This is a genomic window from Anaerobutyricum hallii DSM 3353 (assembly GCF_000173975.1).
Lineage (GTDB): Bacteria > Bacillota > Clostridia > Lachnospirales > Lachnospiraceae > Anaerobutyricum > Anaerobutyricum hallii.
This window is the reverse complement of the sequence record NZ_ACEP01000042.1, coordinates 18,088-39,701: the sequence shown is the minus strand read 5'-3', so window position 1 is coordinate 39,701 and position 21,614 is coordinate 18,088. Positions and strand designations below refer to the sequence as shown.

Below are 21,614 nucleotides of genomic sequence, written 5' to 3'. Positions count from 1 at the left end.
ATCCCAGATGCGACTACAGAGCAGATGGGATATGGCAGTATTTCTTTTTTCGTTTGTTTCCCCCTAATGAATCAGATAGTAATCACTTATCCATTTTGTCAAATCAAAAAAGTTGCCGAATTTCTCCCTTTTTTCGCCGCTATTTTATACATATTATATGGAAGAAATTTTACTCCCATGTTTAACAAGTGAAAAAACTGGAAAAAATCAAGAATAAGAGAAAAAAATTAGTTGACATGGCTTGACAGATGTGCTATGATAATAAACTGATTCACAATGGGTCTGTATGCCTATTGGAAAGTAACCAGAAGATTTAACATTATGATTATTCAAGGGGTGAAAACATCGATGGAAAAGAATAGACTGCGTCCAACGCGAATTCCGGGAAGCAAAAACATCAGAATGAGCTATGCCAGACAAAAAGATGTTCTCGATATGCCGAATCTTATAGAAGTCCAGAAAGATTCCTACAAATGGTTCCTTACAGATGGATTAAAAGAGGTTTTTGAGGACATTTCGCCTATCACGGATTACAGTGGACAGCTCAGCCTGGAGTTTGTGGACTTTCAGCTTTGCAGAGAGGATAGAAAGTATTCAATCGAGGAGTGTAAAGAACGTGATGCAACATATGCAGCTCCTTTAAAAGTGAAAGTTCGTCTCCATAATAAGGAAACAGATGATTTTAAACAACACGACATTTTTATGGGCGACCTGCCATTGATGACGGAAACAGGTACTTTCGTAATTAATGGTGCGGAACGTGTTATCGTCAGTCAGTTAGTTCGTTCTCCAGGTATTTACTATGCGATCAGCCACGACAAGATTGGTAAGAAGTTATATTCTTGTACAGTAATTCCTAACCGTGGTGCATGGCTGGAATACGAGACAGACTCCAACGATGTATTCTATGTTCGTGTTGACCGTACAAGAAAGGTTCCTGTTACTGTACTTATCAGAGCTCTTGGCATTGGAACCAATGCTGAAATTAAGGAATTATTCGGAGAAGAGCCTAAGATTTTAAAAACTCTCGAAAAGGATACAGCAACAAACTACCAGGAAGGTCTTAAGAAGTTATACGAGAAGATCCGCCCAGGTGAACCTTTATCAGTTGACAGTGCAGAGAGCCTGATTAACAGTATGTTCTTCGATGCAAGACGTTATGACCTTGCAAAAGTAGGACGTTATAAATTTAATAAGAAGTTAATGTTCCGCAATCGTATTGCAGGACACAGACTGGCGCAGGATGTACTTGATCCTTCCACAGGAGAAATCCTTTTTGAAGCAGGTGTAAGACTTACAAAAGAACAGGCTGACGCTATTCAGAACGCAGCAGTTCCTTATGTTTACGTTGAGACAGAAGAGAAAGAAGTAAAAGTCCTTTCCAGTATGATGGTAGATATCACAAGCTTTGTTGATGTTGACCCAGAGGAAGTTGGCGTTACTGAATTAGTATACTATCCAGCCCTTGAAAAAATCTTAGAAGAATATGATGATATAGATGAAATTAAAGCACAGATTCGCAAGAATATCACTGAGCTGATTCCAAAGCACATTACAAGAGAAGATATTTTAGCTTCTATTAACTACAATATCCATCTTGAGTATGGTGTTGGTAACGATGATGATATCGACCACTTAGGTAACCGTCGTATCCGTGCCGTTGGTGAGTTGTTACAGAATCAGTACAGAATTGGTTTATCCCGTCTGGAGAGAGTTGTCAGAGAACGTATGACAACACAGGACATTGAGTCCATTTCCCCACAGACATTAATTAACATTAAACCAGTTACTGCTGCTGTTAAGGAATTCTTTGGAAGTTCTCAGTTATCTCAGTTCATGGATCAGCATAACCCATTATCTGAGCTTACTCATAAGAGACGTCTTTCCGCATTAGGTCCTGGAGGTCTTTCCAGAGATCGTGCCGGATTCGAGGTTCGAGATGTACACTATTCCCACTACGGAAGAATGTGTCCTGTAGAGACTCCCGAGGGTCCTAACATCGGTCTGATTAACTCTCTTGCAACTTACGCAAGAATTAATGAATATGGTTTTGTTGAGGCTCCATACCGTAAGGTAGATAAGAGTGACCCACAGAACCCAGTTGTAACAGATGATGTTGTATACCTTACTGCTGATGAAGAAGATAACTACACAGTAGCGCAGGCGAACGAACCATTAGATGAAGAAGGTCACTTCATTCACACTAATGTTTCCGGTCGTTACAGAGAGGAAACATCTGAATTTAGAAAGTCAAGAATTGACTTAATGGACGTATCTCCTAAGATGGTATTCTCCGTAGCTACATCTATGATTCCTTTCCTTGAGAACGATGATGCGAACCGTGCTCTGATGGGATCCAACATGCAGCGTCAGGCTGTACCACTGTTAAAGACAGAAGTTCCAGTTGTTGGTACTGGTATGGAAGCTAAGGCTGCCCGCGACTCAGGTGTATGTATTATCGCACATCATGCAGGTACAGTTGAGTACTCAACAAGTAAAGAGATTATCGTAAAACGAGAAGACGGAATCCGTGATACTTACCACGTAATTAAGTTCTCCCGAAGCAACCAGGGTAACTGTATGAACCAGAGACCTATCGTAAATAAGGGTGACCATGTTGAAGCAGGAGATATTCTTGCAGATGGTGCTTCCACATGCGGCGGCGAGATGGCTCTTGGTAAGAACCCATTAATCGGATTTATGACCTGGGAAGGTTATAACTATGAGGATGCCGTACTTTTAAGTGAGCGTCTTGTACAGAATGACGTATATACATCTGTTCATATTGAAGAATATGAAGCAGAGGCAAGAGATACAAAGCTTGGACAGGAAGAGATTACAAGAGATCTTGCTGGTCTTAGTGAAGATGTATTAAAAGATCTGGATGAGAATGGTATCATCCGTATCGGTGCAGAAGTTCATGCCGGAGATATTCTGGTAGGTAAGGTGACTCCTAAGGGAGAGACAGAACTTACTGCTGAAGAAAGACTTCTTCGTGCTATTTTCGGTGAAAAGGCAAGAGAAGTTCGTGATACTTCCCTTCGTGTTCCACACGGCGCTTACGGTGTTGTTATGGATACAAAGGTATTTACAAGGGAGAATGGTGACGAGCTGCCTCCAACAGTTAACAAGTCTGTTCGTGTTTACATTGCACAGAAACGTAAGATTTCTGTTGGTGATAAGATGGCTGGCCGTCATGGTAACAAGGGTGTAGTTTCCCGTGTACTTCCAGTAGAGGATATGCCATTCCTTCCTAATGGCCGTCCACTCGATATCGTACTGAACCCATTAGGTGTACCTTCCCGAATGAATATCGGACAGGTCTTAGAGCTTCATTTAAGTCTCGCATCTAAGGTGCTTGGATTTAATGTAGCAACACCAGTATTTAACGGTGCAGATGAGAACGATATCATGGATACTCTTGAGATGGCGAATGACTATGCGAACAAGACATGGGAAGAATTCGAAGAACGCTGGGGTGACAAGGTTAACGATGATATTATGAAGTATCTTTGGGATAACCGTGACCACAGAGAAGAATGGAAGGGTGTTCCAATCGACCGTACAGGTAAGGTTCAGCTTCGTGATGGACGTACAGGACAGGAATTCGATTCACCAGTTTCCATCGGATTCATGCATTATCTGAAGCTGCATCACTTAGTAGATGATAAGATTCATGCACGTTCTACAGGTCCTTACTCATTAGTAACACAGCAGCCTCTGGGTGGTAAAGCTCAGTTCGGTGGACAGCGTTTCGGAGAGATGGAGGTTTGGGCTCTTGAGGCTTATGGTGCTTCCTACACTCTTCAGGAAATCTTAACTGTGAAGTCTGATGATGTAGTTGGTCGTGTGAAGACATACGAAGCAATCATCAAAGGAGAGAATATTCCTGAACCAGGTATTCCGGAATCCTTCAAGGTACTTCTTAAGGAATTCCAGTCCCTCGCTCTTGATGTTCGTGTCTTAAAAGAAGATATGACAGAAATTGAGCTTCAGGAAGGCAGCGAAACAATTAATGAATCCCTTACTTCAGTGATTGAGAGCAGTCCGGATGATAACAATTATAAGGACGAGAGCAATCTTGGAGAGTATGGCTACAAAGAAAGTACTCTGGAAGAAGAAGCTGGACAGGCTGATGCACAGCCAGAGTTTACAGAAATGCCTTTTGGCGATTCTGATTTGTAAGATAGTTTGGAAGGAGTAACCTATGTCTGATATGAATAACCAAACAGTTGAACAGCCGGTTAATTTTGACGCCATTAAAATCGGACTTGCGTCTCCGGAACTGATTCGTCAGTGGTCTCATGGTGAGGTAAAAAAGCCGGAAACCATTAACTACCGTACTTTAAAGCCGGAAAAAGATGGTCTGTTCTGTGAAAGAATTTTCGGACCAAGCAAGGACTGGGAATGTCACTGTGGTAAATATAAAAAGATTCGCTATAAAGGCGTTGTCTGTGATAAATGTGGTGTTGAAGTTACAAAGGCAAGTGTAAGAAGAGAAAGAATGGGACACATCGAACTCGCAGCTCCAGTATCCCATATCTGGTACTTCAAGGGAATCCCTAGCCGTATGGGATTAATCCTTGATATGTCTCCAAAAGCACTGGAAAAAGTATTATACTTTGCTTCCTTTGTAGTTCTTGACCCAGGAACAACAAACTTAAGCAAGAAGGACGTTATCTCTGATGCTGAGTACCGTCGTGTAACAGAAGAATATAGGAATTCTGATGAAGGTCTTGGAAACTTCCGTGTAGGAATGGGTGCTGAGGCAATCAAAGAACTTCTTGCAGAGATCGACTTAGAGGCTGAAGCAGAAGAACTTAAGAAGAGTCTTAAGAATGCCAGCGGTCAGAAGAAAGCAAGAAATATTAAACGATTAGAAGTTGTAGAAGCTTTCCGTCTGTCAGGAAACCGTCCAGAATGGATGGTTCTTGACGCTGTTCCGGTTATCCCTCCGGATATCCGTCCAATGGTTCAGTTAGATGGTGGACGTTTTGCAACCTCCGATTTAAATGATTTATATAGAAGAATCATCAACCGTAATAACCGTCTTAAGAGACTGTTAGAGCTTGGTGCGCCAGACATTATTATCCGTAACGAAAAGCGTATGCTTCAGGAAGCTGTTGATGCGTTAATCGATAATGGCCGTCGTGGACGTCCAGTAACTGGTCCTGGAAACAGAGCATTAAAATCCCTTTCCGATATGTTAAAGGGTAAACAGGGACGTTTCCGTCAGAACCTTCTTGGTAAGCGTGTTGACTACTCAGGACGTTCCGTAATCGTAGTAGGACCAGAATTAAAGATTTATCAGTGTGGTCTTCCAAAAGAGATGGCTATCGAGCTTTTCAAACCATTTGTTATGAAAGAACTTGTAGCAAACGGTCTTGCTCATAATATTAAGTCTGCCAAGAAGATGGTAGAAAAGTTACAGCCAGAAGTTTGGGATGTACTCGAAGATGTTATCAAAGAACATCCGGTTATGTTAAACCGTGCTCCTACCTTGCATCGTCTTGGTATTCAGGCATTCGAGCCAACATTAGTAGAAGGTAAAGCGATTAAGTTACATCCATTAGTATGTACAGCGTTTAATGCCGACTTTGATGGTGACCAGATGGCTGTCCATCTGCCACTTTCCCAGGAAGCACAGGCTGAGTGCCGTTTCCTCTTACTTTCTCCAAACAACTTACTGAAGCCATCTGATGGTGCTCCAGTAGCCGTTCCTTCTCAGGATATGGTCCTTGGTATTTACTACCTGACTATGGAAAAAGAAGGAGCTAAGGGTGAAGGTAAATGCTTTAAGTCTGAAAATGAAGCATATCTTGCTTACGAGAACAAGGTAATCACACTTCATTCCAGAATCAAAGTAAAGAGAAGAGGTATGAGACCAGACGGAACAATGGGAAGCCGTATTATAGATTGTACAATGGGACGTCTTCTTTTCAACGAAATCATCCTTCAGGATTTAGGTTTTGTTGACCGTTCTGATCCAGATAACTTCTTAAAGTTAGAAGTTGATTTTCAGTGTGGTAAGAAACAGTTAAAACAGATCCTTGACCGTTGTATCAGCGTACATGGTACAACTAAGACTGCCGAGGTTCTTGATAATATCAAAGCTCTTGGATATAAGTATTCTACAATTGGTGCGTTAAGTGTATCTATTTCCGATATGACTGTACCAAAAGAAAAACCAGAAATCCTTGCAGCAGCTCAGAAACAGGTTGAGTACATTACAAAACAATACCGCCGTGGTTTCATGACAGAAGAAGAACGTTATAAAGCAGTAGTACAGACATGGTTTGCTGCCGATAACGAACTTACAGATAAACTGATCAGTGGTCTTGATAAGTACAACAACATCTTCATGATGGCTGACTCCGGTGCCCGTGGTTCTAACCAGCAGATTAAACAGCTTGCCGGTATGCGTGGACTGATGGCCGATACATCCGGACGTACTATCGAACTTCCTATCAAGTCCAACTTCCGTGAAGGTCTTGACGTACTGGAGTACTTCATTTCTGCACATGGTGCCAGAAAGGGACTTTCCGATACAGCCCTTCGTACAGCCGATTCCGGTTATCTGACAAGACGTCTTGTAGATGTATCTCAGGAACTGATTATTCGTGAACAGGATTGCTGCGAAGGAACAAACAAGATTCCAAGCATGTATGTAGAAGCTATCATGGATGGAAAAGAAACAATCGAATCATTAGAGGATCGTATCAGCGGACGTTATGCAGCAGAAGATTACAAAGATAAAGAAGGTAATATCATTGTTGAAGCGAACTGCATGATTACTCCAAAGCGTGCGAAAGCAATTGTAAACGCAGGATATCAGCAGGTTAAGATCAGAACAATGTTAACATGTAAGTCCCATAACGGTGCATGTTCTAAATGTTACGGTGCCAACCTTGCAACTGGTCAGGCAGTACAGGTTGGTGAGGCAGTCGGAATTATTGCTGCTCAGTCCATTGGTGAGCCTGGTACACAGCTTACTATGCGTACATTCCATGCCGGTGGTGTAGCCGGTGATGATATTACACAGGGTCTTCCTCGTGTCGAGGAGCTTTTCGAGGCACGTAAACCTAAGGGCCTTGCCATCATCACTGAAATTGCTGGTCGTGCGGATGTAAAAGAAACAAAAGAAAAACGTGAAATCACTGTAGTAAATGAGGATAGCGGAGAAACAAGAAATTATGTAATTCCTTACGGTTCCCGTATCAAAGTTCTTGACGGTACTTACTTAGAGGCCGGTGATGAACTGACAGAAGGTTCTGTAAATCCTCATGACATCTTAAGAATCAAAGGTGCAGGAGCAGTTCAGGATTACATGATGCGTGAAGTACAGCGTGTATACCGTCTGCAGGGTGTAGATATCAACGATAAACATATCGAGATTATCGTTCGCCAGATGCTTAAGAAAGTTCGTATTGAAGAAGCTGGAGATAGCCGGTACTTACCAGGAGCACTCATTGATATCCTTGAATTAGAGGATGAGAATGAAAGACTTCTTGCAGAAGGAAAAGAGCCTGCAACAGCAGAGCAGACACTTCTCGGTATCACAAAGGCTTCTCTTGCAACAAGTTCTTTCTTATCTGCTGCTTCCTTCCAGGAAACAACAAAGGTTCTTACAGATGCAGCAATCAAAGGAAAGATTGATCCATTAATTGGTCTTAAGGAAAACGTACTTTTAGGAAAACTGATTCCAGCCGGAACAGGATTAAAGAAGTATCGTAACCTTCATCTTGATACAGGAAAAGTTGTCAACAAGATCGAAGAAGCAGACGAATTTGACTATGATGCAGCTTCTATGGAAGAAGAAATACGTGATCAGAAGTCAGAGGATGCAGCAATGATGATGGATTCTGAAAATCTTTAATTAAGATACAGGACAGACGACCCCTGAGAATAAAATAATCCCTATCTGTGACTTTCGTCGCTGCGGTTTGAATGTTCGCTTAGACGCGCGAACGTTCAAACCTTGCTCCCAGGTCACAGATAGGGATTATTTTATTCTCAGGGGCCTGACTGTGGCTGGAGTTGGTTTCTTCTGGGTTCGTCTGTTTCTGGCACTTCGAGAAAAATGAAATTCAATTTTCCCCTTGACAAAAAGATTTTTTAAATATATAATCTTTAATTGTGTGCGATGTATAACTATGTCCACATATGGGTATAATCAAGATGATTTGTCATATTGGTTTAACCTAAAGAAGAAACTATTAGCAACCACATTAGAAAATATGCATGGAGGTGAATTTCAGAATGCCTACTTTTAACCAGTTAGTTAGAAAAGGAAGACAGTCTGTAGCAAAGAAATCCACGGCACCTGCTCTTCAGAAAGGATTTAACTCCTTAAAGAAAAGACCAACAGATGCCAGCTCACCACAGAAACGTGGAGTATGTACAGCCGTTAAGACAGCAACTCCTAAGAAGCCTAACTCAGCGCTTCGTAAGATTGCCAGAGTACGTCTTTCCAACGGTATTGAAGTAACAAGCTATATCCCAGGTGAAGGACATAACCTTCAGGAACATAGTGTTGTTCTTATCCGTGGAGGAAGAGTAAAGGATTTACCAGGTACAAGATATCATATCGTACGTGGTACTCTTGATACAGCAGGCGTAGCAAACAGACGCCAGGCTCGTTCCAAATACGGTGCTAAGAAACCTAAGAAATAAATATCAGTGAGAATGCCGGAATAGCAATATTTTCTCTGTTGGTTGCAGGCAATATATTGACTTGTCCGAGCATGAACAACGGAAACAGAAGTTTCCATGAGTACCGATGATTTAATATTTCATTTCCTCATGGAAATGAAGAAATGAAAATCACATTTAATTAAGGAGGGAAGAACCGTGCCACGTAAAGGACATATCGCAAAAAGGGATGTATTACCAGATCCTATTTACAATAACAAAGTGGTAACAAAGCTTATCAATAACATCATGTTAGACGGTAAGAAAGGTGTTGCACAGAAAATCGTTTACGGTGCTTTCGACCGCATTGCGGAAGAAACAGGAAAAGATGCCTTAGAAGTATTTACAGAGGCTATGAACAACATTATGCCAGCTCTGGAAGTTAAGGCTAGACGTATCGGTGGTGCTACTTATCAGGTACCTATCGACGTAAGACCAGACAGACGTCAGGCATTAGCTCTTCGTTGGATTACTCTTTACTCTCGTAAGAGAAGTGAAAAGACTATGGAAGAGCGTCTTGCAAAAGAACTTATGGATGCAGCGAACAACACTGGTGCATCTGTAAAGAAAAAAGAAGATATGCACAAAATGGCAGAAGCAAACAAAGCTTTCGCACATTACAGATTCTAATAAGTTATTTACACAGGATGTGCTGCATAGATTATGCAGCCGTCCGGATACATTTTATAGGAGGAAAAAACCTTGGCTGGAAGAGAATATCCACTTGAGAGAACCAGAAATATTGGTATTATGGCCCACATTGATGCTGGTAAGACAACATTGACAGAGCGTATCCTTTATTACACTGGTGTAAATTACAAGATTGGTGATACTCATGAAGGTACTGCTACCATGGACTGGATGGAACAGGAGCAGGAAAGAGGTATCACAATCACTTCCGCTGCCACAACATGTCACTGGACTCTGGAAGAGGATTGTAAACCTAAAAAAGGTGCTTTAGAGCATCGTATCAATATTATTGATACCCCAGGACACGTTGACTTTACAGTAGAGGTAGAAAGATCTCTTCGTGTATTGGACAGCGCTGTTGGTGTCTTCTGTGCAAAGGGCGGTGTTGAACCACAGTCCGAAAATGTATGGCGTCAGGCAGACACCTATAATGTACCACGTATGGCATTCATCAATAAGATGGATATCATGGGTGCTGATTTCTACGGTGCAGTAGATCAGATCAAAACAAGATTAGGTAAAAACGCGATTCCTATTCAGCTTCCTATCGGTAAGGAAGATGACTTCAAGGGAATTATCGACTTAATGGAAATGAAAGCCTACATCTACAACGATGAGAAGGGTGAAGACATTGACATTATTGATATTCCAGAAGATATGAAGGATGATGCTGAATTATATCACACAGATATGGTTGAAAAAATCTGTGAAGCAGATGATGATTTAATGATGGCTTACCTTGATGGAGAAGAGCCAAGCGTTGAAGAGTTAAAGAGAGTTCTCCGTGAAGGAACATGTAACTGTACAATGGTTCCTGTTTGCTGTGGTACAGCTTACAGAAACAAAGGTGTACAGAAACTTCTTGACGCTATTATCGAATATCTGCCAGCTCCTACAGATGTAGAAGCTATCAAAGGTCAGGACTTAGAAGGTAATGAAGTAGAAGTTCCTGCATCTGACGATGCTCCATTTGCAGCTTTAGCATTCAAGATTATGACAGACCCATTCGTTGGAAAGCTTGCTTTCTTCCGTGTATATGCCGGAACAATGAACTCTGGTTCTTACATTTTAAATGCTACAAAAGGCAAAAAAGAGCGTGTTGGACGTATCCTTCAGATGCATGCCAACAAGCGTCAGGAATTAGATAAAGTATACTCAGGAGATATCGCAGCAGCAGTTGGATTTAAGTTCACTACTACTGGTGATACAATCTGTGATGAACAGCATCCAGTAATTCTTGAGTCTATGGAATTCCCAGATCCAGTTATCGAGCTCGCTATCGAGCCTAAGACAAAAGCTGGACAGGGCAAGATGGCAGAAGCTCTTGCAAAACTTGCAGAAGAAGATCCTACTTTCCGCGCTCATACAGATCAGGAAACAGGACAGACAATCATCGCTGGTATGGGTGAGCTTCACCTTGAGATCATCGTTGACCGTCTCCTTCGTGAGTTCAAAGTAGAAGCTAACGTTGGTGCTCCACAGGTAGCATACAAAGAATCCTTCACAAAAGCAGTTGATATCGATTCTAAGTATGCTAAACAGTCCGGTGGACGTGGTCAGTACGGACACTGTAAAGTTCGTTTCGAGCCTATGGACGTTAACGGAGAAGAAACATTCAAATTCGATTCCGAAGTTGTTGGTGGTGCTATTCCTAAAGAATACATCCCTGCAGTTGGTGCTGGTATCGAAGAAGCAGCAAAAGCTGGTATCCTTGGTGGATTCCCTGTTGTTGGTGTACACGCTACAGTATACGACGGATCTTACCATGAAGTCGATTCTTCTGAAATGGCATTCAAGGTAGCTGGTTCCTTAGCATTCAAGGATGCTATGAAGAAAGCAGATCCTGCATTACTTGAGCCTATCATGAAGGTTGACGTAACAATGCCTGAAGAGTACATGGGTGATGTTATCGGTGATATCAATTCTCGTCGTGGACGTATCGAAGGTATGGAAGATGTAGGTGGCGGACGTATCGTTCATGGTTTTGTACCATTATCTGAAATGTTCGGATATTCTACAGACTTACGTTCAAGAACTCAGGGACGTGGTAACTACTCCATGTTCTTTGATCACTATGAAAAAGTTCCTAAGAACGTACAGGAAAAGATTCTGGATGCTCATTTAGCAGCTCAGAACAAATAATTTCATAGATAAAGATTATCTGTAAAGTTTTACTTGCAAATAATGTTAAAATGAAATATAATTACAGCAGGTGCGGCTTTATAGTCGCAGTCTGGCTGTGATTTGGAATCGTCTGGTCGATTCTTTGCCGGACGAGAATATTTAAAATTATAAAGACAGCCTATCAGGCGTAATTTTAAGGAGGAAATTCAAATGGCTAAAGCTAAGTTTGAGAGAACTAAACCACATTGTAATATTGGTACCATCGGACACGTTGACCATGGTAAAACAACTTTAACAGCTGCTATCACAAAAGTATTAGCTGAAAGAGTAGAAGGAAACGAAAAAGTAGATTTCGAAAACATCGATAAAGCTCCAGAAGAAAGAGAACGTGGTATCACAATCTCTACAGCTCACGTTGAGTACGAAACAGAGAAGAGACATTACGCACACGTTGACTGTCCAGGTCATGCCGATTATGTAAAGAACATGATCACTGGTGCTGCTCAGATGGATGGAGCTATCCTTGTAGTAGCTGCTACTGATGGTGTTATGGCTCAGACTAAAGAGCACATCTTATTATCCCGTCAGGTAGGTGTACCTTACATCGTAGTATTCATGAACAAATGTGATATGGTAGACGATGAAGAGTTACTTGAGTTAGTAGACATGGAAATCCGTGAATTATTAAACGAGTACGACTTCCCAGGAGATGACACTCCAATCATCCAGGGTTCAGCTCTTATGGCTCTTGAAGATCCTAACGGACCATGGGGAGACAAGATCATGGAACTCATGGACGCTGTTGATACATGGATTCCTAACCCAGAACGTGACACAGATAAGCCTTTCTTAATGCCTATCGAGGACATCTTCTCTATCACAGGTCGTGGTACTGTTGCAACTGGTAGAGTAGAGCGTGGTGTATTACACGTATCTGATGAAGTAGAAATCGTTGGTATCACAGACGAAACACGTAAAGTTGTTGTAACTGGTGTTGAAATGTTCCGTAAATTACTTGACGAAGCTCAGGCTGGTGACAACATCGGAGCTCTTCTTCGTGGTGTTCAGAGAGACGAAATTCAGCGTGGACAGGTATTAGCTCAGCCAGGTAGCGTAACATGCCATCATAAGTTCACAGCTCAGGTTTACGTTTTAACAAAAGATGAAGGTGGACGTCATACTCCTTTCTTCAACAACTACAGACCTCAGTTCTACTTCCGTACAACTGACGTAACAGGTGTTATCACTCTTCCAGAAGGAACAGAGATGTGCATGCCTGGTGATAACGTAGAAATGACAATCGACATGATCCATCCAGTAGCTATGGAGCAGGGTCTTACATTCGCTATCCGTGAAGGTGGACGTACTGTAGGATCAGGACGTGTTGCTTCTATCCTCGAGTAATCACGAACTTATATAATTAGTAACTGAATAATACTAGATTTTATATATATCGTACCGCAAGGTACTTGTGTTCAAGCGTAAGATTCACCCCAGAAACTAATGTTTCTGGGGTTTTTCTGTTGTGTGGAAAAGTTAGGAGATATGTTATATACGAATAAATATAACTTAGAATTAATAAACGCATAGCAAAAGAAAATGAACGGAAGTTTTTATGACAGTTACTTTATGATAACAGCTTGATAACAAAAATTGAGAAATTAGTTGACAAAATAGAAATTACTGAATATACTTATACCCATAATTAAGATATTAATAGGATTTGGTTCGATTCCAAACACCATAAAATTAGTAGAAGTATTATCAGAGTGTTTAGTTTCTGGATTAGTGTATGATATGATTAAATATGTCTGTAAGAAAGGAATTGATTCTATGAGAGTACAATGTTCGTTATTATTTGGTCTGGGTGTATGTGATGGTGTGGTGTAATGGTAGCACGATTTATAAAAATATACAAACATCCCAGACCTCCCAAAATTCAGAGTTCGTAAGAGCTCTTTTTTTATATAAAATCATGTTAGATCATAAGTTTTAATGACATTATCTTCCGTTCCTTTTTTAATCACAGTATGACACCCGATCGTGGTTCCCATTGCCCTCAACTTCCACTCTTCCTGAGTAGCGTTCAGTTTATACAGTTCTTCCTGTCTCTTATCTTCATCTTCAATAGCTAATATCTCAGCCTTTTCTTTCTCATAAACATTTTTAAATTGGCACCATTTCTTAAAGAAATCCTGCATCATTGGATTATCGAAGTCTAAAATAATTTTCTGATTCCTTGTTTCAGAAAGTGATAAATTTACAGAGTCATCTATGGCAAACAGCAGGGATAGTACATCGCCAACTGTTTCAATATTAAAATCAAGAAAAATGCTGACATTTAAGCCAAGTGCAGCAGCTATTTTTTCTAATTGTTCTGGTTTGGGATTCCGGATTCCCAATTCATATTTTCTTATAGTTCCAACATTGATTCCAGACAGTTCTGCTAATTGAATCTGACTGAATCCACGAAATTCCCGGTAAGCTCGGATTTTTTTTCCTACCATATAGCGATCTCCTTAAAATATTTATATATTTGTAAAATTGAATACGTTAATTGTGCTTATAGTTTAACACAAAAGTGAATGAAACAAAAGATACAGATTTATGTCAGTAAAAACAGTGCGAATAAAACAAAATATAATTCGCAAAAGATACTTGACAAATTCACAAAAGGCAATTAATATAAGAAACATAAAGAGTCACAAAAGTGACTGGAAAGGAGGGCTATATGAGAACAAATTATATGATGACAGTAGAAGATGTCATGAATGAACTGGGAGTGAAACGTAGCAAAGCATATTCTATTTTAAAACAGCTAAATAATGAGCTGGAAAAAGAAGGATATGTAGCAGTTCGTGGAAAGATTCCACGTCCCTATTGGGAAACAAAATTTTATGGATTTTCTCAGAAATCAATGTAAAGGAGAGTGAGCAGATGTCAGTTTATAAAGACAAAGCACATGGAACCTGGTACACATCTTTCCGATACATTGACTGGACAGGAAAGAAAAGACAGAAGATGAAAAGAGGGTTCAAAACAAAGAGAGAAGCACTGAATTATGAAAATGAATTTAAAAATTCAGTGGCTGTGGAACCAGATATGCAGATGGATAAGTTTGTAGATATTTATTTTTCAGATAAGAAGAATGAATTAAAGGCAAATTCCATACGGAACAAGCAGCACATGATTAACAAACATATCATCCCTTATTTTGGAAATAAAAAATTAAATGAAATTACTCCTGCAGATATTATTCAGTGGCAGAAAATTATACAGGAGAATAAGTTCAGCAAAACATATGAGAGAATGATTCAGAATCAGATTAATGCACTATTTAATCATGCACAGAGGATTTACAACCTTAAAGAAAATCCCTGTAAGAAAGTAAAGCGTATGGGAAAGTCTGATGCGGATAAGCTGGATTTCTGGATTAAAGAGGAGTATGACAGATTTATTTCGGGTGTGGACAGAAAAAGTGAAGACTATCTTATGTTTGAAATACTTTTCTGGACAGGAATTCGGGAAGGAGAACTTCTTTCTTTGACAATTGCAGATTTTGATATGACCAATAATTTACTTCATATCAATAAAACCTATCACAGAATAGATGGAAAAGATGTAATCAGTACGCCTAAAACAGATAATTCCGTCAGAACAATTATTATTCCAAATTTTCTTAAAGAAGAAGTTCAGGAATATATCAGTTATCATTATGGATTTCCAGAAAATGAGCGTCTGTTTCCAATAGTGGCAAGGACGCTTCAGAAACGGATGAAAAGATATGAAAAAAAGACAGGAGTAAAGCCAATAAGAGTACATGATTTAAGACACAGTCATGTGGCCTATCTGATTAATCAGGGTGTGGAGCCATTGATTATTAAAGAACGACTGGGACATAAAAATATTCAGATTACATTGAATACATATGGACATCTTTATCCATCACGACAAAAAGAGGTGGCTGCATTATTGGATGAAAAAAATAAAGGTAAGGACTGATCAGCAGGAGATAATGAAAATGAATGATGTTGGAAAAAAGAAAAAGCCCAGATAAAAAATCTAGGCAGATTCTTCGGTAATCAGCTAAGCAGATATACCAATCTCGCAAATTAAGTATATCACAGATTAAAATTCATAACAATTTGAAATTAGCTGTTTACGGAGAATCTGCCTCTTAGCAAAAGGAGACAGAATTATGAGACTGGAAGAAATTGTGAGGCAGGAGCCTCCACTTAAACTGATAAATATGGAATCAGTGGAAGTAGAAGAGATTAAATGGCTACTCTATCCATTCATTCCTTATGGGAAAGTTACAATTATACAGGGAGACCCGGGAGAGGGAAAAACAACGATGGTATTACAGATTATTGCGAAGCTGACCAGAGGGGAACCAATTCTTCCTGCTTCATTTGAAAAGCGGAAAGAACCAGAAAGAGCAGATGTAATCACCGATGAAAATAAAGCAGATATGGATGTATCTAAAAACAAGCAGTGCTTACAACAGCCAGTAAATGTAATTTATCAGACAGCAGAAGATGGGCTGGGCGATACGATAAAACCACGGTTACTGGCAGCAGGAGCAGACTGCTCAAAGGTATTGGTAATTGACGATCGGGAACAGCCGTTGACTATGTTAGACATTCGATTGGAAGAAGCGATTATCCAGACCAAGGCAAGACTGGTCGTACTTGATCCGATACAGGGATTTCTTGGATCAGATGTAGATATGCACAGAGCAAATGAAATACGTCCGGTTATGAAGAGGGTAGCTGTTCTGGCAGAAAAATATCAGTGTGCAATTATTCTGATTGGGCACATGAACAAAAACAGTAATGGAAAATCTTCTTATCGTGGACTTGGTTCCATAGATTTTCAGGCGGCAGCAAGGAGTGTTTTAATTGTTGGACGAATAAAAGAAGAACCGGAAACAAGAGTTGTATGTCATGTGAAAAGCTCTCTTGCGCCAGAAGGTAAGTCGATTGCTTTTCGGTTAGACCAGCATAATGGTTTTGAGTGGATTGGAGAATATGACATCAGTGCAGATGAACTGCTCTGTGGAGACTCCAGAGGACAGAAAAGCCGGCAGGCAAAAGAGTTTCTGAAGAAAATATTATCTGATGGAGGCATGGCACAGAAAAAGATTGAAGAAGAAGCAGAAAAGTGTGGAATAAAGTCAAAAACATTGAGAAATGCAAAGCAGGAACTTGGGATTGATGCGGTCAAACGTGGAAATCAATGGTTCTGGATATTGTCAGAGTAAGAAAAGAAGATGGCAAGATGACCATTTCTTAAGAAGAGGGTACCTTGCCATCTTGAAAGGAGTCAGAATGAAAAATAAGAATGTGCAGATACCTTATGAACTATTTTTACTGCTTTTACAGTATCATCTGATGGAGTACAGACAGAACGAAGAAAAAATCAGACAGGGTCTGGAAAAGAAGATGAATGCCATGGCAGAAAGAGAAATATACAGCAGATACAAAACTGCACCTACGGAGGAAGAAAGGGAAAAATATCGTCAGGAATATCTGGATAGAAGAGGAATACCAGAAGACTTTCGATGGTAAATACTTTCCCTGATTACCTTATAACAGGAGCGTGACACGCACCTGTACAGAACATTCAAAGAGAAAATCAGCAGATATACAGTCACAGGTTACTGGCAGGCTAACAGGCTACAGTATACAAAGTCTATCAAAGAATTACAAAATGCGATTATATTAGCTGGTATAGACGGAAGGGAGCAGATGATAATGAAAGAAGGAATTTTAGCTTACAATCGTGTAAATGACAGATATGGTCTATTATCCTCTGATTTATGGGTACACACAGGATTTCACTGTGGGAAAAGAATGGAAGTATTTATGGATGGAAAATGGATTCTCAGCAGAATGGAAATGAATCCGAAAAGAGAGTGGTATCTGGTAGAAACTCCGTACAGCGGAAATCTGGAGTATATTCGTGTGAGAATAGAAGAATAAAACCGGTGAAGAAATAATACAGACATGAATCAGCTAACAGAAGAGACAGGTATATGCCCGTTTATCTGATGAAGAACGAACGTCAGCAGGACGTCTTGCCCCCGGCAGGGCGCAAAGGCACTTTTGATGGACGGTACGGCTGTCGAAAGTGCTTTTGCGTTACTTTTGACAAAAGTAACAAAACTGCCGTAGCCAACAGGAAAAGTTTTTAGATTTTAGAATACATTAAAGATACAGAACTGTATTATATCCGATATGAGTTTTTACGAAAGGAAGTGAGAATGGATGGCAATAAAAAGAACAATCAGCGGAATGGTTGGAGCTGGTTCACTGGCACATAACAGACGGGATTTTATAGCGGAAAATGTAGATCAGGACAGAGTAGATTTAAACATCTGCTATTGTGATGAAAACATAAAAGGTGTTTACCGTCAGCTATTTGATGAAGCAGTAGAGCGTTATAATGTTGGAAAAAGAAAAGACAGGCAGATTACAAATTATTATGAAAAAATACGTCAGGGGAAACAGGAAAAGTTATTTCATGAAGTGATTTTTCAGATTGGAAACTGTGAAGATATGGCTGTCGGAACCCCGGAAGGGAATCTCGCAGTAAAAGTGTTAGATCAGTATATGCAGGATTTTCAGCAACGAAATTCCAATCTCAGGGTATTTAGCTGCTATCTGCATCAGGATGAAGCAACACCACATCTGCACATAGATTTTGTTCCTTATGTGACAGGCTGGAAGGGAAAAGGAATGGATACAAGAGTTTCACTGAAGCAGGCATTAAAAAGTCAGGGATTCCAGGGAGGAACAAAACATGCTACGGAGCTTAATCAATGGATTAATCATGAAAAAGAAATCCTTGCCGAGATAGCAAAACAGCATGGAATCGAATGGAAACAAAAAGGCACACAGGAAGAACATCTCGATGTATATAATTTTAAGAAAAAAGAGCGTAAAAAAGAGGTACAGGAATTAGAGCAGGAGAAAGAATATCTGACAGCAGAAAACGAAGGACTGACTTTGCAGATTGCCGATGCCAGAGCGGATATTAAAAATCTCAGAGAAGATAAAGAACAGGCCATTCAGGAGAAAGAATTGGCAGAAAAATATGCGGAAGAAACACAGAAAGAATTAGAGAATCTGGCAGAGCAACGGGCACAATTGCAGCCAATAATAGATAAAGTCAGCAAAGAATTAAAAGAATGCAGAAAGCTTATTCCAGAACTGCCGGAGGCCGGAGCCTTAGAAAGAGCCTCCACTTACCGGGATAAGAAAATAACACCACTGTTCAATCAGATGAAAGGCATTATTGCCGGACTGGCAGCACAAGTACAGGAACTTAACACCGAAATAGAAAAATGGAAGGAAAAATATAAGAGAGAAAAACAAATCTGCGAAGCCGTGAAAAAAGACTTAAGCAAAGCCCAACAGAGAAATCAATACTTACAAGAGGAAAAAGAAGAGTTGCTGGATATTTCAGAACAATATAGCAGGGAGTACGGGTTCTTGGAAATAAAACTGTCAAGGAAGCCATACAGAAAGACATTCAGAGAGAAATGGAAATCGAAGAAAAAAACAGAAAGGAGCAGTCATCAGGGAAAAGTATTTTAGAATTACTAAAACAGGAAAAAAGAAAAAGCATGATGGAAAATCAACATCAACGAAGTAGTAGAACGAGATGCAGGGGAATGGAGATTTAGAACTATGAAAAAACGAATTCATGATAAAACGAATGGGCTGAACTATACCTTACAGGGAGATTATTATTTTCCGGAACTAATTATTAAAGAGGAAGAAGCAACTTATGGAAAGTATGGAATACTGAGAAAGAATTATCTGAAAGAACATAAATCAGGGTATTACCAATATCTTATATTAATCGGAAAGCTGACAGAGTATCTGAAACAGATTGATAAGGAGGCAGGAGAACAGGTAGAAATACTGGTGAAGCAGATGGCAGAAAGGTATGGAGTGGCAGAAGAAATGAGAGAAGAGAATTGGATGGAATGGGTGAGGAGGATGAATGGTATAAAAGCTAGCGTGGAAGAAATAGTTTTACAAAAACTAATTTATTTGTAATCAAAAATTAAATATTATTGAGAAGAAGGTACGTTGATAAAAAACGTGCCTTTTTTCTTTAGTGTAGCAATTGAATAGTAATTATTAGTTTGATACAATAAAGTGGAATATATAATATTGAAGGTGAAAAATTATGCCAGCAAAAGAACCGCGTTTTCATGGTGAAGTTACAGAAAAAAGTCATAAAAATATGAGTAGGATACATGGAAAAGATACAAGGATAGAAATTGTTCTAAGAAAGGCGTTGTGGAGTAGAGGTTTTCGTTATAGAAAAAATTATAAGGAATTGCCAGGAAGGCCAGACATTGTCTTGACTAAATATCATATTGCCATTTTTTGTGATAGTGAGTTCTTTCATGGTAAAGACTGGAAAGTACTAAAAACTAAATTGGAAAAGGGAAAAAATCCAGATTATTGGGTTAGAAAAATAGAACGGAATATTCAGAGAGATGAAGAAAAGGACAAACAATTAAGCTCTATGGGTTGGACAGTGATACACTTTTGGGGAAAAGATATTTTAAAAAATACAGAGCAATGTATAAAAGTAATTGAAGAAACAATATTTGATCAGAAATTGGAAGAAATAGATGATGAGGGGGAATATAAATGGGAAGTTACTTGAAAGAATATGATGAAACAGATCCTATTTCAATCGAGACATATGCAAAAAAACTGATAGGAAAAACTTTTGCAGATGTATGTAGAGAAGATGATATTACAAAATCAACAGTTGTTAGAGAAGCTTCAAATTATGAAGTAAAGCATGCAAATAAAAAAAGAAAAGGTGGTTTGGGTGAACTGATAGAGGAACGATTTTTTCATTATCAGACGAATAACGATGCAAGACCAGATTTTGATAAGGCAGGTGTGGAACTTAAGGTAACACCATATAAACAAAATACAAATGGAAAATTTGTCGCAAAAGAGAGACTGATATTGACAATGATTGATTATTTTTCGGTTGTTAATGAAAAGTTTGAAGATAGCCACATGTGGCAAAAATCCAGTTTGATTTTATTGATTTATTACCTATATCAGAAAGAAATAGAGGATAGATTAGATTATCGTATAGGATATGTGAAGTTATTTACACCAACAGAACAAGATATAAAAATTATAAAACATGATTTTGAGTCTATTGTTGAAAAAATCAAAGCTGGAAAGGCACATGAATTATCTGAGGGAGATACTCTTTATTTAGGAGCAGCTCCTAAGGCAGCAACTTCTAAGGATAGAAGAAAACAACCATTTAGTGACGAGTTGGCAAAACCGCGCGCATTTGCATTTAAAAATTCATATATGACGTATGTTCTCAATAACTATATTATTCCAGGGAAGAATACATATGAACCAATTATAAAGGGAGATGCAGAAGAATCGTTTGAAGATTATGTTGTGCGAAAAATAGATGCATATTATGATTGGACCGTTATGGACTTATGTAATGAGTTTCATATAGAATATCAGAAAAAACCGAAAAGCCTGGAAGCAATGTTGGCATATCGTATGTTAGGGATTAAAGGAAACCATGCAGAGGAATTTGAAAAAGCAAATGTGGTAGTAAAGGCAATACGTATTGAGAAAAATAATAAAATAAAGGAAAACATGTCCTTCCCAACTTTCAAATTTAAAGAATTAGTAGAGGAAGAATGGAATGACTCTACATTTGGAAATTATTTGCGAGAAACAAGATTTTTATTTGTTATATATAAGTATGATCAGGGCAGGGAGCTGAGATTGAAAGGGTGTCAGTTCTGGAATATTCCATATGATGATTTGGAAGGAAATGTGAGGTTGGTTTGGGAAAAGACACAAAGAGTAATTCGTGAAGGTCTTCAGATAGAAAAGAAAAATGGAAAGAATTATAATAATTTTCCGAAATTATCAGAAAATCCAGTGTGTCATGTAAGACCTCATGCACGAAATTCAAAAGATACTTATGAGCTTCCAGATGGAAGAAAGTATCCGAAACAGTGTTTTTGGTTGAATAATAGTTATATTTTGTCGCAATTAGATAAGAAATTTATTGGAGATTGATAA

General features: G+C 39.2%; 16 protein-coding genes. 15 read left to right on the top strand and 1 reads right to left on the bottom strand.

All coding sequences use genetic code 11. The annotated features are described in order from the left end of the window. Positions 1-348: 348 nt before the first annotated feature. The 6 genes from rpoB to tuf all read left to right on the top strand — a co-directional run bounded on the left by rpoB (position 349) and on the right by tuf (position 12,909). A complete protein-coding gene (gene rpoB, locus EUBHAL_RS03580) occupies positions 349-4,185 on the top strand; it encodes a DNA-directed RNA polymerase subunit beta (protein WP_044921795.1) in 3,837 nt (1,278 codons plus the stop codon). 22 nt (positions 4,186-4,207) lie between these two features. Next, positions 4,208-7,876: a DNA-directed RNA polymerase subunit beta' gene (gene rpoC, locus EUBHAL_RS03575; protein ID WP_005344956.1), complete on the top strand. Its 3,669-nt coding sequence runs from the start codon at positions 4,208-4,210 to the stop codon at positions 7,874-7,876. 383 nt (positions 7,877-8,259) lie between these two features. Then, complete coding sequence (gene rpsL / locus EUBHAL_RS03570; protein ID WP_022169347.1) at positions 8,260-8,673, top strand: 30S ribosomal protein S12; 414 nt, start codon at positions 8,260-8,262, stop codon at positions 8,671-8,673. Between the two features lie 177 nt (positions 8,674-8,850). After that, complete coding sequence (rpsG, locus tag EUBHAL_RS03565) at positions 8,851-9,321, top strand: 30S ribosomal protein S7 (RefSeq protein WP_005344954.1); 471 nt, start codon at positions 8,851-8,853, stop codon at positions 9,319-9,321. Positions 9,322-9,393: 72 nt separating this feature from the next. Continuing rightward, positions 9,394-11,523: an elongation factor G gene (gene fusA / locus EUBHAL_RS03560; protein WP_005344953.1), complete on the top strand. Its 2,130-nt coding sequence runs from the start codon at positions 9,394-9,396 to the stop codon at positions 11,521-11,523. 192 nt (positions 11,524-11,715) lie between these two features. Beyond that, complete coding sequence (gene tuf / locus EUBHAL_RS03555; protein WP_005344951.1) at positions 11,716-12,909, top strand: elongation factor Tu; 1,194 nt, start codon at positions 11,716-11,718, stop codon at positions 12,907-12,909. Positions 12,910-13,478: 569 nt separating this feature from the next. Here the strand turns inward: tuf and EUBHAL_RS03550 are convergent. Continuing rightward, positions 13,479-14,012 carry a helix-turn-helix domain-containing protein gene (locus tag EUBHAL_RS03550; RefSeq protein WP_005344949.1) on the bottom strand — a complete coding sequence of 178 codons (534 nt, stop codon included), beginning with the start codon at positions 14,010-14,012 and terminating at the stop codon, positions 13,479-13,481. A gap of 224 nt (positions 14,013-14,236) precedes the next feature. Between EUBHAL_RS03550 and EUBHAL_RS03545 the strand changes: the two genes are divergently transcribed. From EUBHAL_RS03545 to EUBHAL_RS03505, 9 genes are all read left to right on the top strand, one after another. Continuing rightward, the gene (locus tag EUBHAL_RS03545; RefSeq protein ID WP_044921790.1) at positions 14,237-14,428 is read left to right on the top strand and encodes a helix-turn-helix domain-containing protein; all 192 of its coding nucleotides are present in this window, start codon (positions 14,237-14,239) and stop codon (positions 14,426-14,428) included. A 14-nt stretch (positions 14,429-14,442) separates the two neighbouring features. Further along, on the top strand, positions 14,443-15,507 hold the full coding sequence (locus EUBHAL_RS03540; protein ID WP_005344945.1) for a site-specific integrase: 1,065 nt from the start codon (positions 14,443-14,445) through the stop codon (positions 15,505-15,507). Positions 15,508-15,703: 196 nt separating this feature from the next. After that, on the top strand, positions 15,704-16,768 hold the full coding sequence (locus tag EUBHAL_RS03535; RefSeq protein ID WP_005344943.1) for an AAA family ATPase: 1,065 nt from the start codon (positions 15,704-15,706) through the stop codon (positions 16,766-16,768). A 67-nt stretch (positions 16,769-16,835) separates the two neighbouring features. Next, a complete protein-coding gene (locus EUBHAL_RS03530; protein ID WP_044921787.1) occupies positions 16,836-17,075 on the top strand; it encodes a hypothetical protein in 240 nt (79 codons plus the stop codon). Between the two features lie 186 nt (positions 17,076-17,261). Further along, the gene (locus tag EUBHAL_RS03525) at positions 17,262-17,489 is read left to right on the top strand and encodes a DUF5348 domain-containing protein (RefSeq protein WP_044921792.1); all 228 of its coding nucleotides are present in this window, start codon (positions 17,262-17,264) and stop codon (positions 17,487-17,489) included. 285 nt (positions 17,490-17,774) lie between these two features. Further along, a complete protein-coding gene (locus EUBHAL_RS03520; RefSeq protein WP_005344938.1) occupies positions 17,775-19,106 on the top strand; it encodes a plasmid recombination protein in 1,332 nt (443 codons plus the stop codon). Between the two features lie 93 nt (positions 19,107-19,199). Then, positions 19,200-19,574, top strand: coding sequence for a TnpV protein (locus tag EUBHAL_RS03515; RefSeq protein WP_005344932.1), 375 nt, complete (start codon positions 19,200-19,202; stop codon positions 19,572-19,574). Between the two features lie 133 nt (positions 19,575-19,707). Then, entirely contained in the window at positions 19,708-20,196 is a 489-nt protein-coding gene (locus tag EUBHAL_RS03510) for a very short patch repair endonuclease (RefSeq protein ID WP_005344929.1), read from the top strand. Then, positions 20,181-21,611 (top strand): Sau3AI family type II restriction endonuclease, encoded by a 1,431-nt coding sequence (locus tag EUBHAL_RS03505; protein WP_005344927.1) that lies wholly within the window; start codon positions 20,181-20,183, stop codon positions 21,609-21,611. Before EUBHAL_RS03510 ends, EUBHAL_RS03505 begins: the two co-directional genes overlap by 16 nt. The last annotated feature ends 3 nt before the right edge of the window (positions 21,612-21,614 follow it).

Coding starts and splice junctions, on each gene's coding strand:
- rpoB (WP_044921795.1), top strand. CDS start 349: ATGGAAAAGAATAGACTGCGTCCAACGCGAATTCCGGGAAGCAAAAAC.
- rpoC (WP_005344956.1), top strand. CDS start 4,208: ATGTCTGATATGAATAACCAAACAGTTGAACAGCCGGTTAATTTTGAC.
- rpsL (WP_022169347.1), top strand. CDS start 8,260: ATGCCTACTTTTAACCAGTTAGTTAGAAAAGGAAGACAGTCTGTAGCA.
- tuf (WP_005344951.1), top strand. CDS start 11,716: ATGGCTAAAGCTAAGTTTGAGAGAACTAAACCACATTGTAATATTGGT.
- EUBHAL_RS03550 (WP_005344949.1), bottom strand. CDS start 14,012: ATGGTAGGAAAAAAAATCCGAGCTTACCGGGAATTTCGTGGATTCAGT.
- EUBHAL_RS03545 (WP_044921790.1), top strand. CDS start 14,237: ATGAGAACAAATTATATGATGACAGTAGAAGATGTCATGAATGAACTG.
- EUBHAL_RS03540 (WP_005344945.1), top strand. CDS start 14,443: ATGTCAGTTTATAAAGACAAAGCACATGGAACCTGGTACACATCTTTC.
- EUBHAL_RS03535 (WP_005344943.1), top strand. CDS start 15,704: ATGAGACTGGAAGAAATTGTGAGGCAGGAGCCTCCACTTAAACTGATA.
- EUBHAL_RS03530 (WP_044921787.1), top strand. CDS start 16,836: ATGAAAAATAAGAATGTGCAGATACCTTATGAACTATTTTTACTGCTT.
- EUBHAL_RS03525 (WP_044921792.1), top strand. CDS start 17,262: ATGAAAGAAGGAATTTTAGCTTACAATCGTGTAAATGACAGATATGGT.
- EUBHAL_RS03520 (WP_005344938.1), top strand. CDS start 17,775: ATGGCAATAAAAAGAACAATCAGCGGAATGGTTGGAGCTGGTTCACTG.
- EUBHAL_RS03515 (WP_005344932.1), top strand. CDS start 19,200: ATGAAAAAACGAATTCATGATAAAACGAATGGGCTGAACTATACCTTA.
- EUBHAL_RS03510 (WP_005344929.1), top strand. CDS start 19,708: ATGCCAGCAAAAGAACCGCGTTTTCATGGTGAAGTTACAGAAAAAAGT.
- EUBHAL_RS03505 (WP_005344927.1), top strand. CDS start 20,181: ATGGGAAGTTACTTGAAAGAATATGATGAAACAGATCCTATTTCAATC.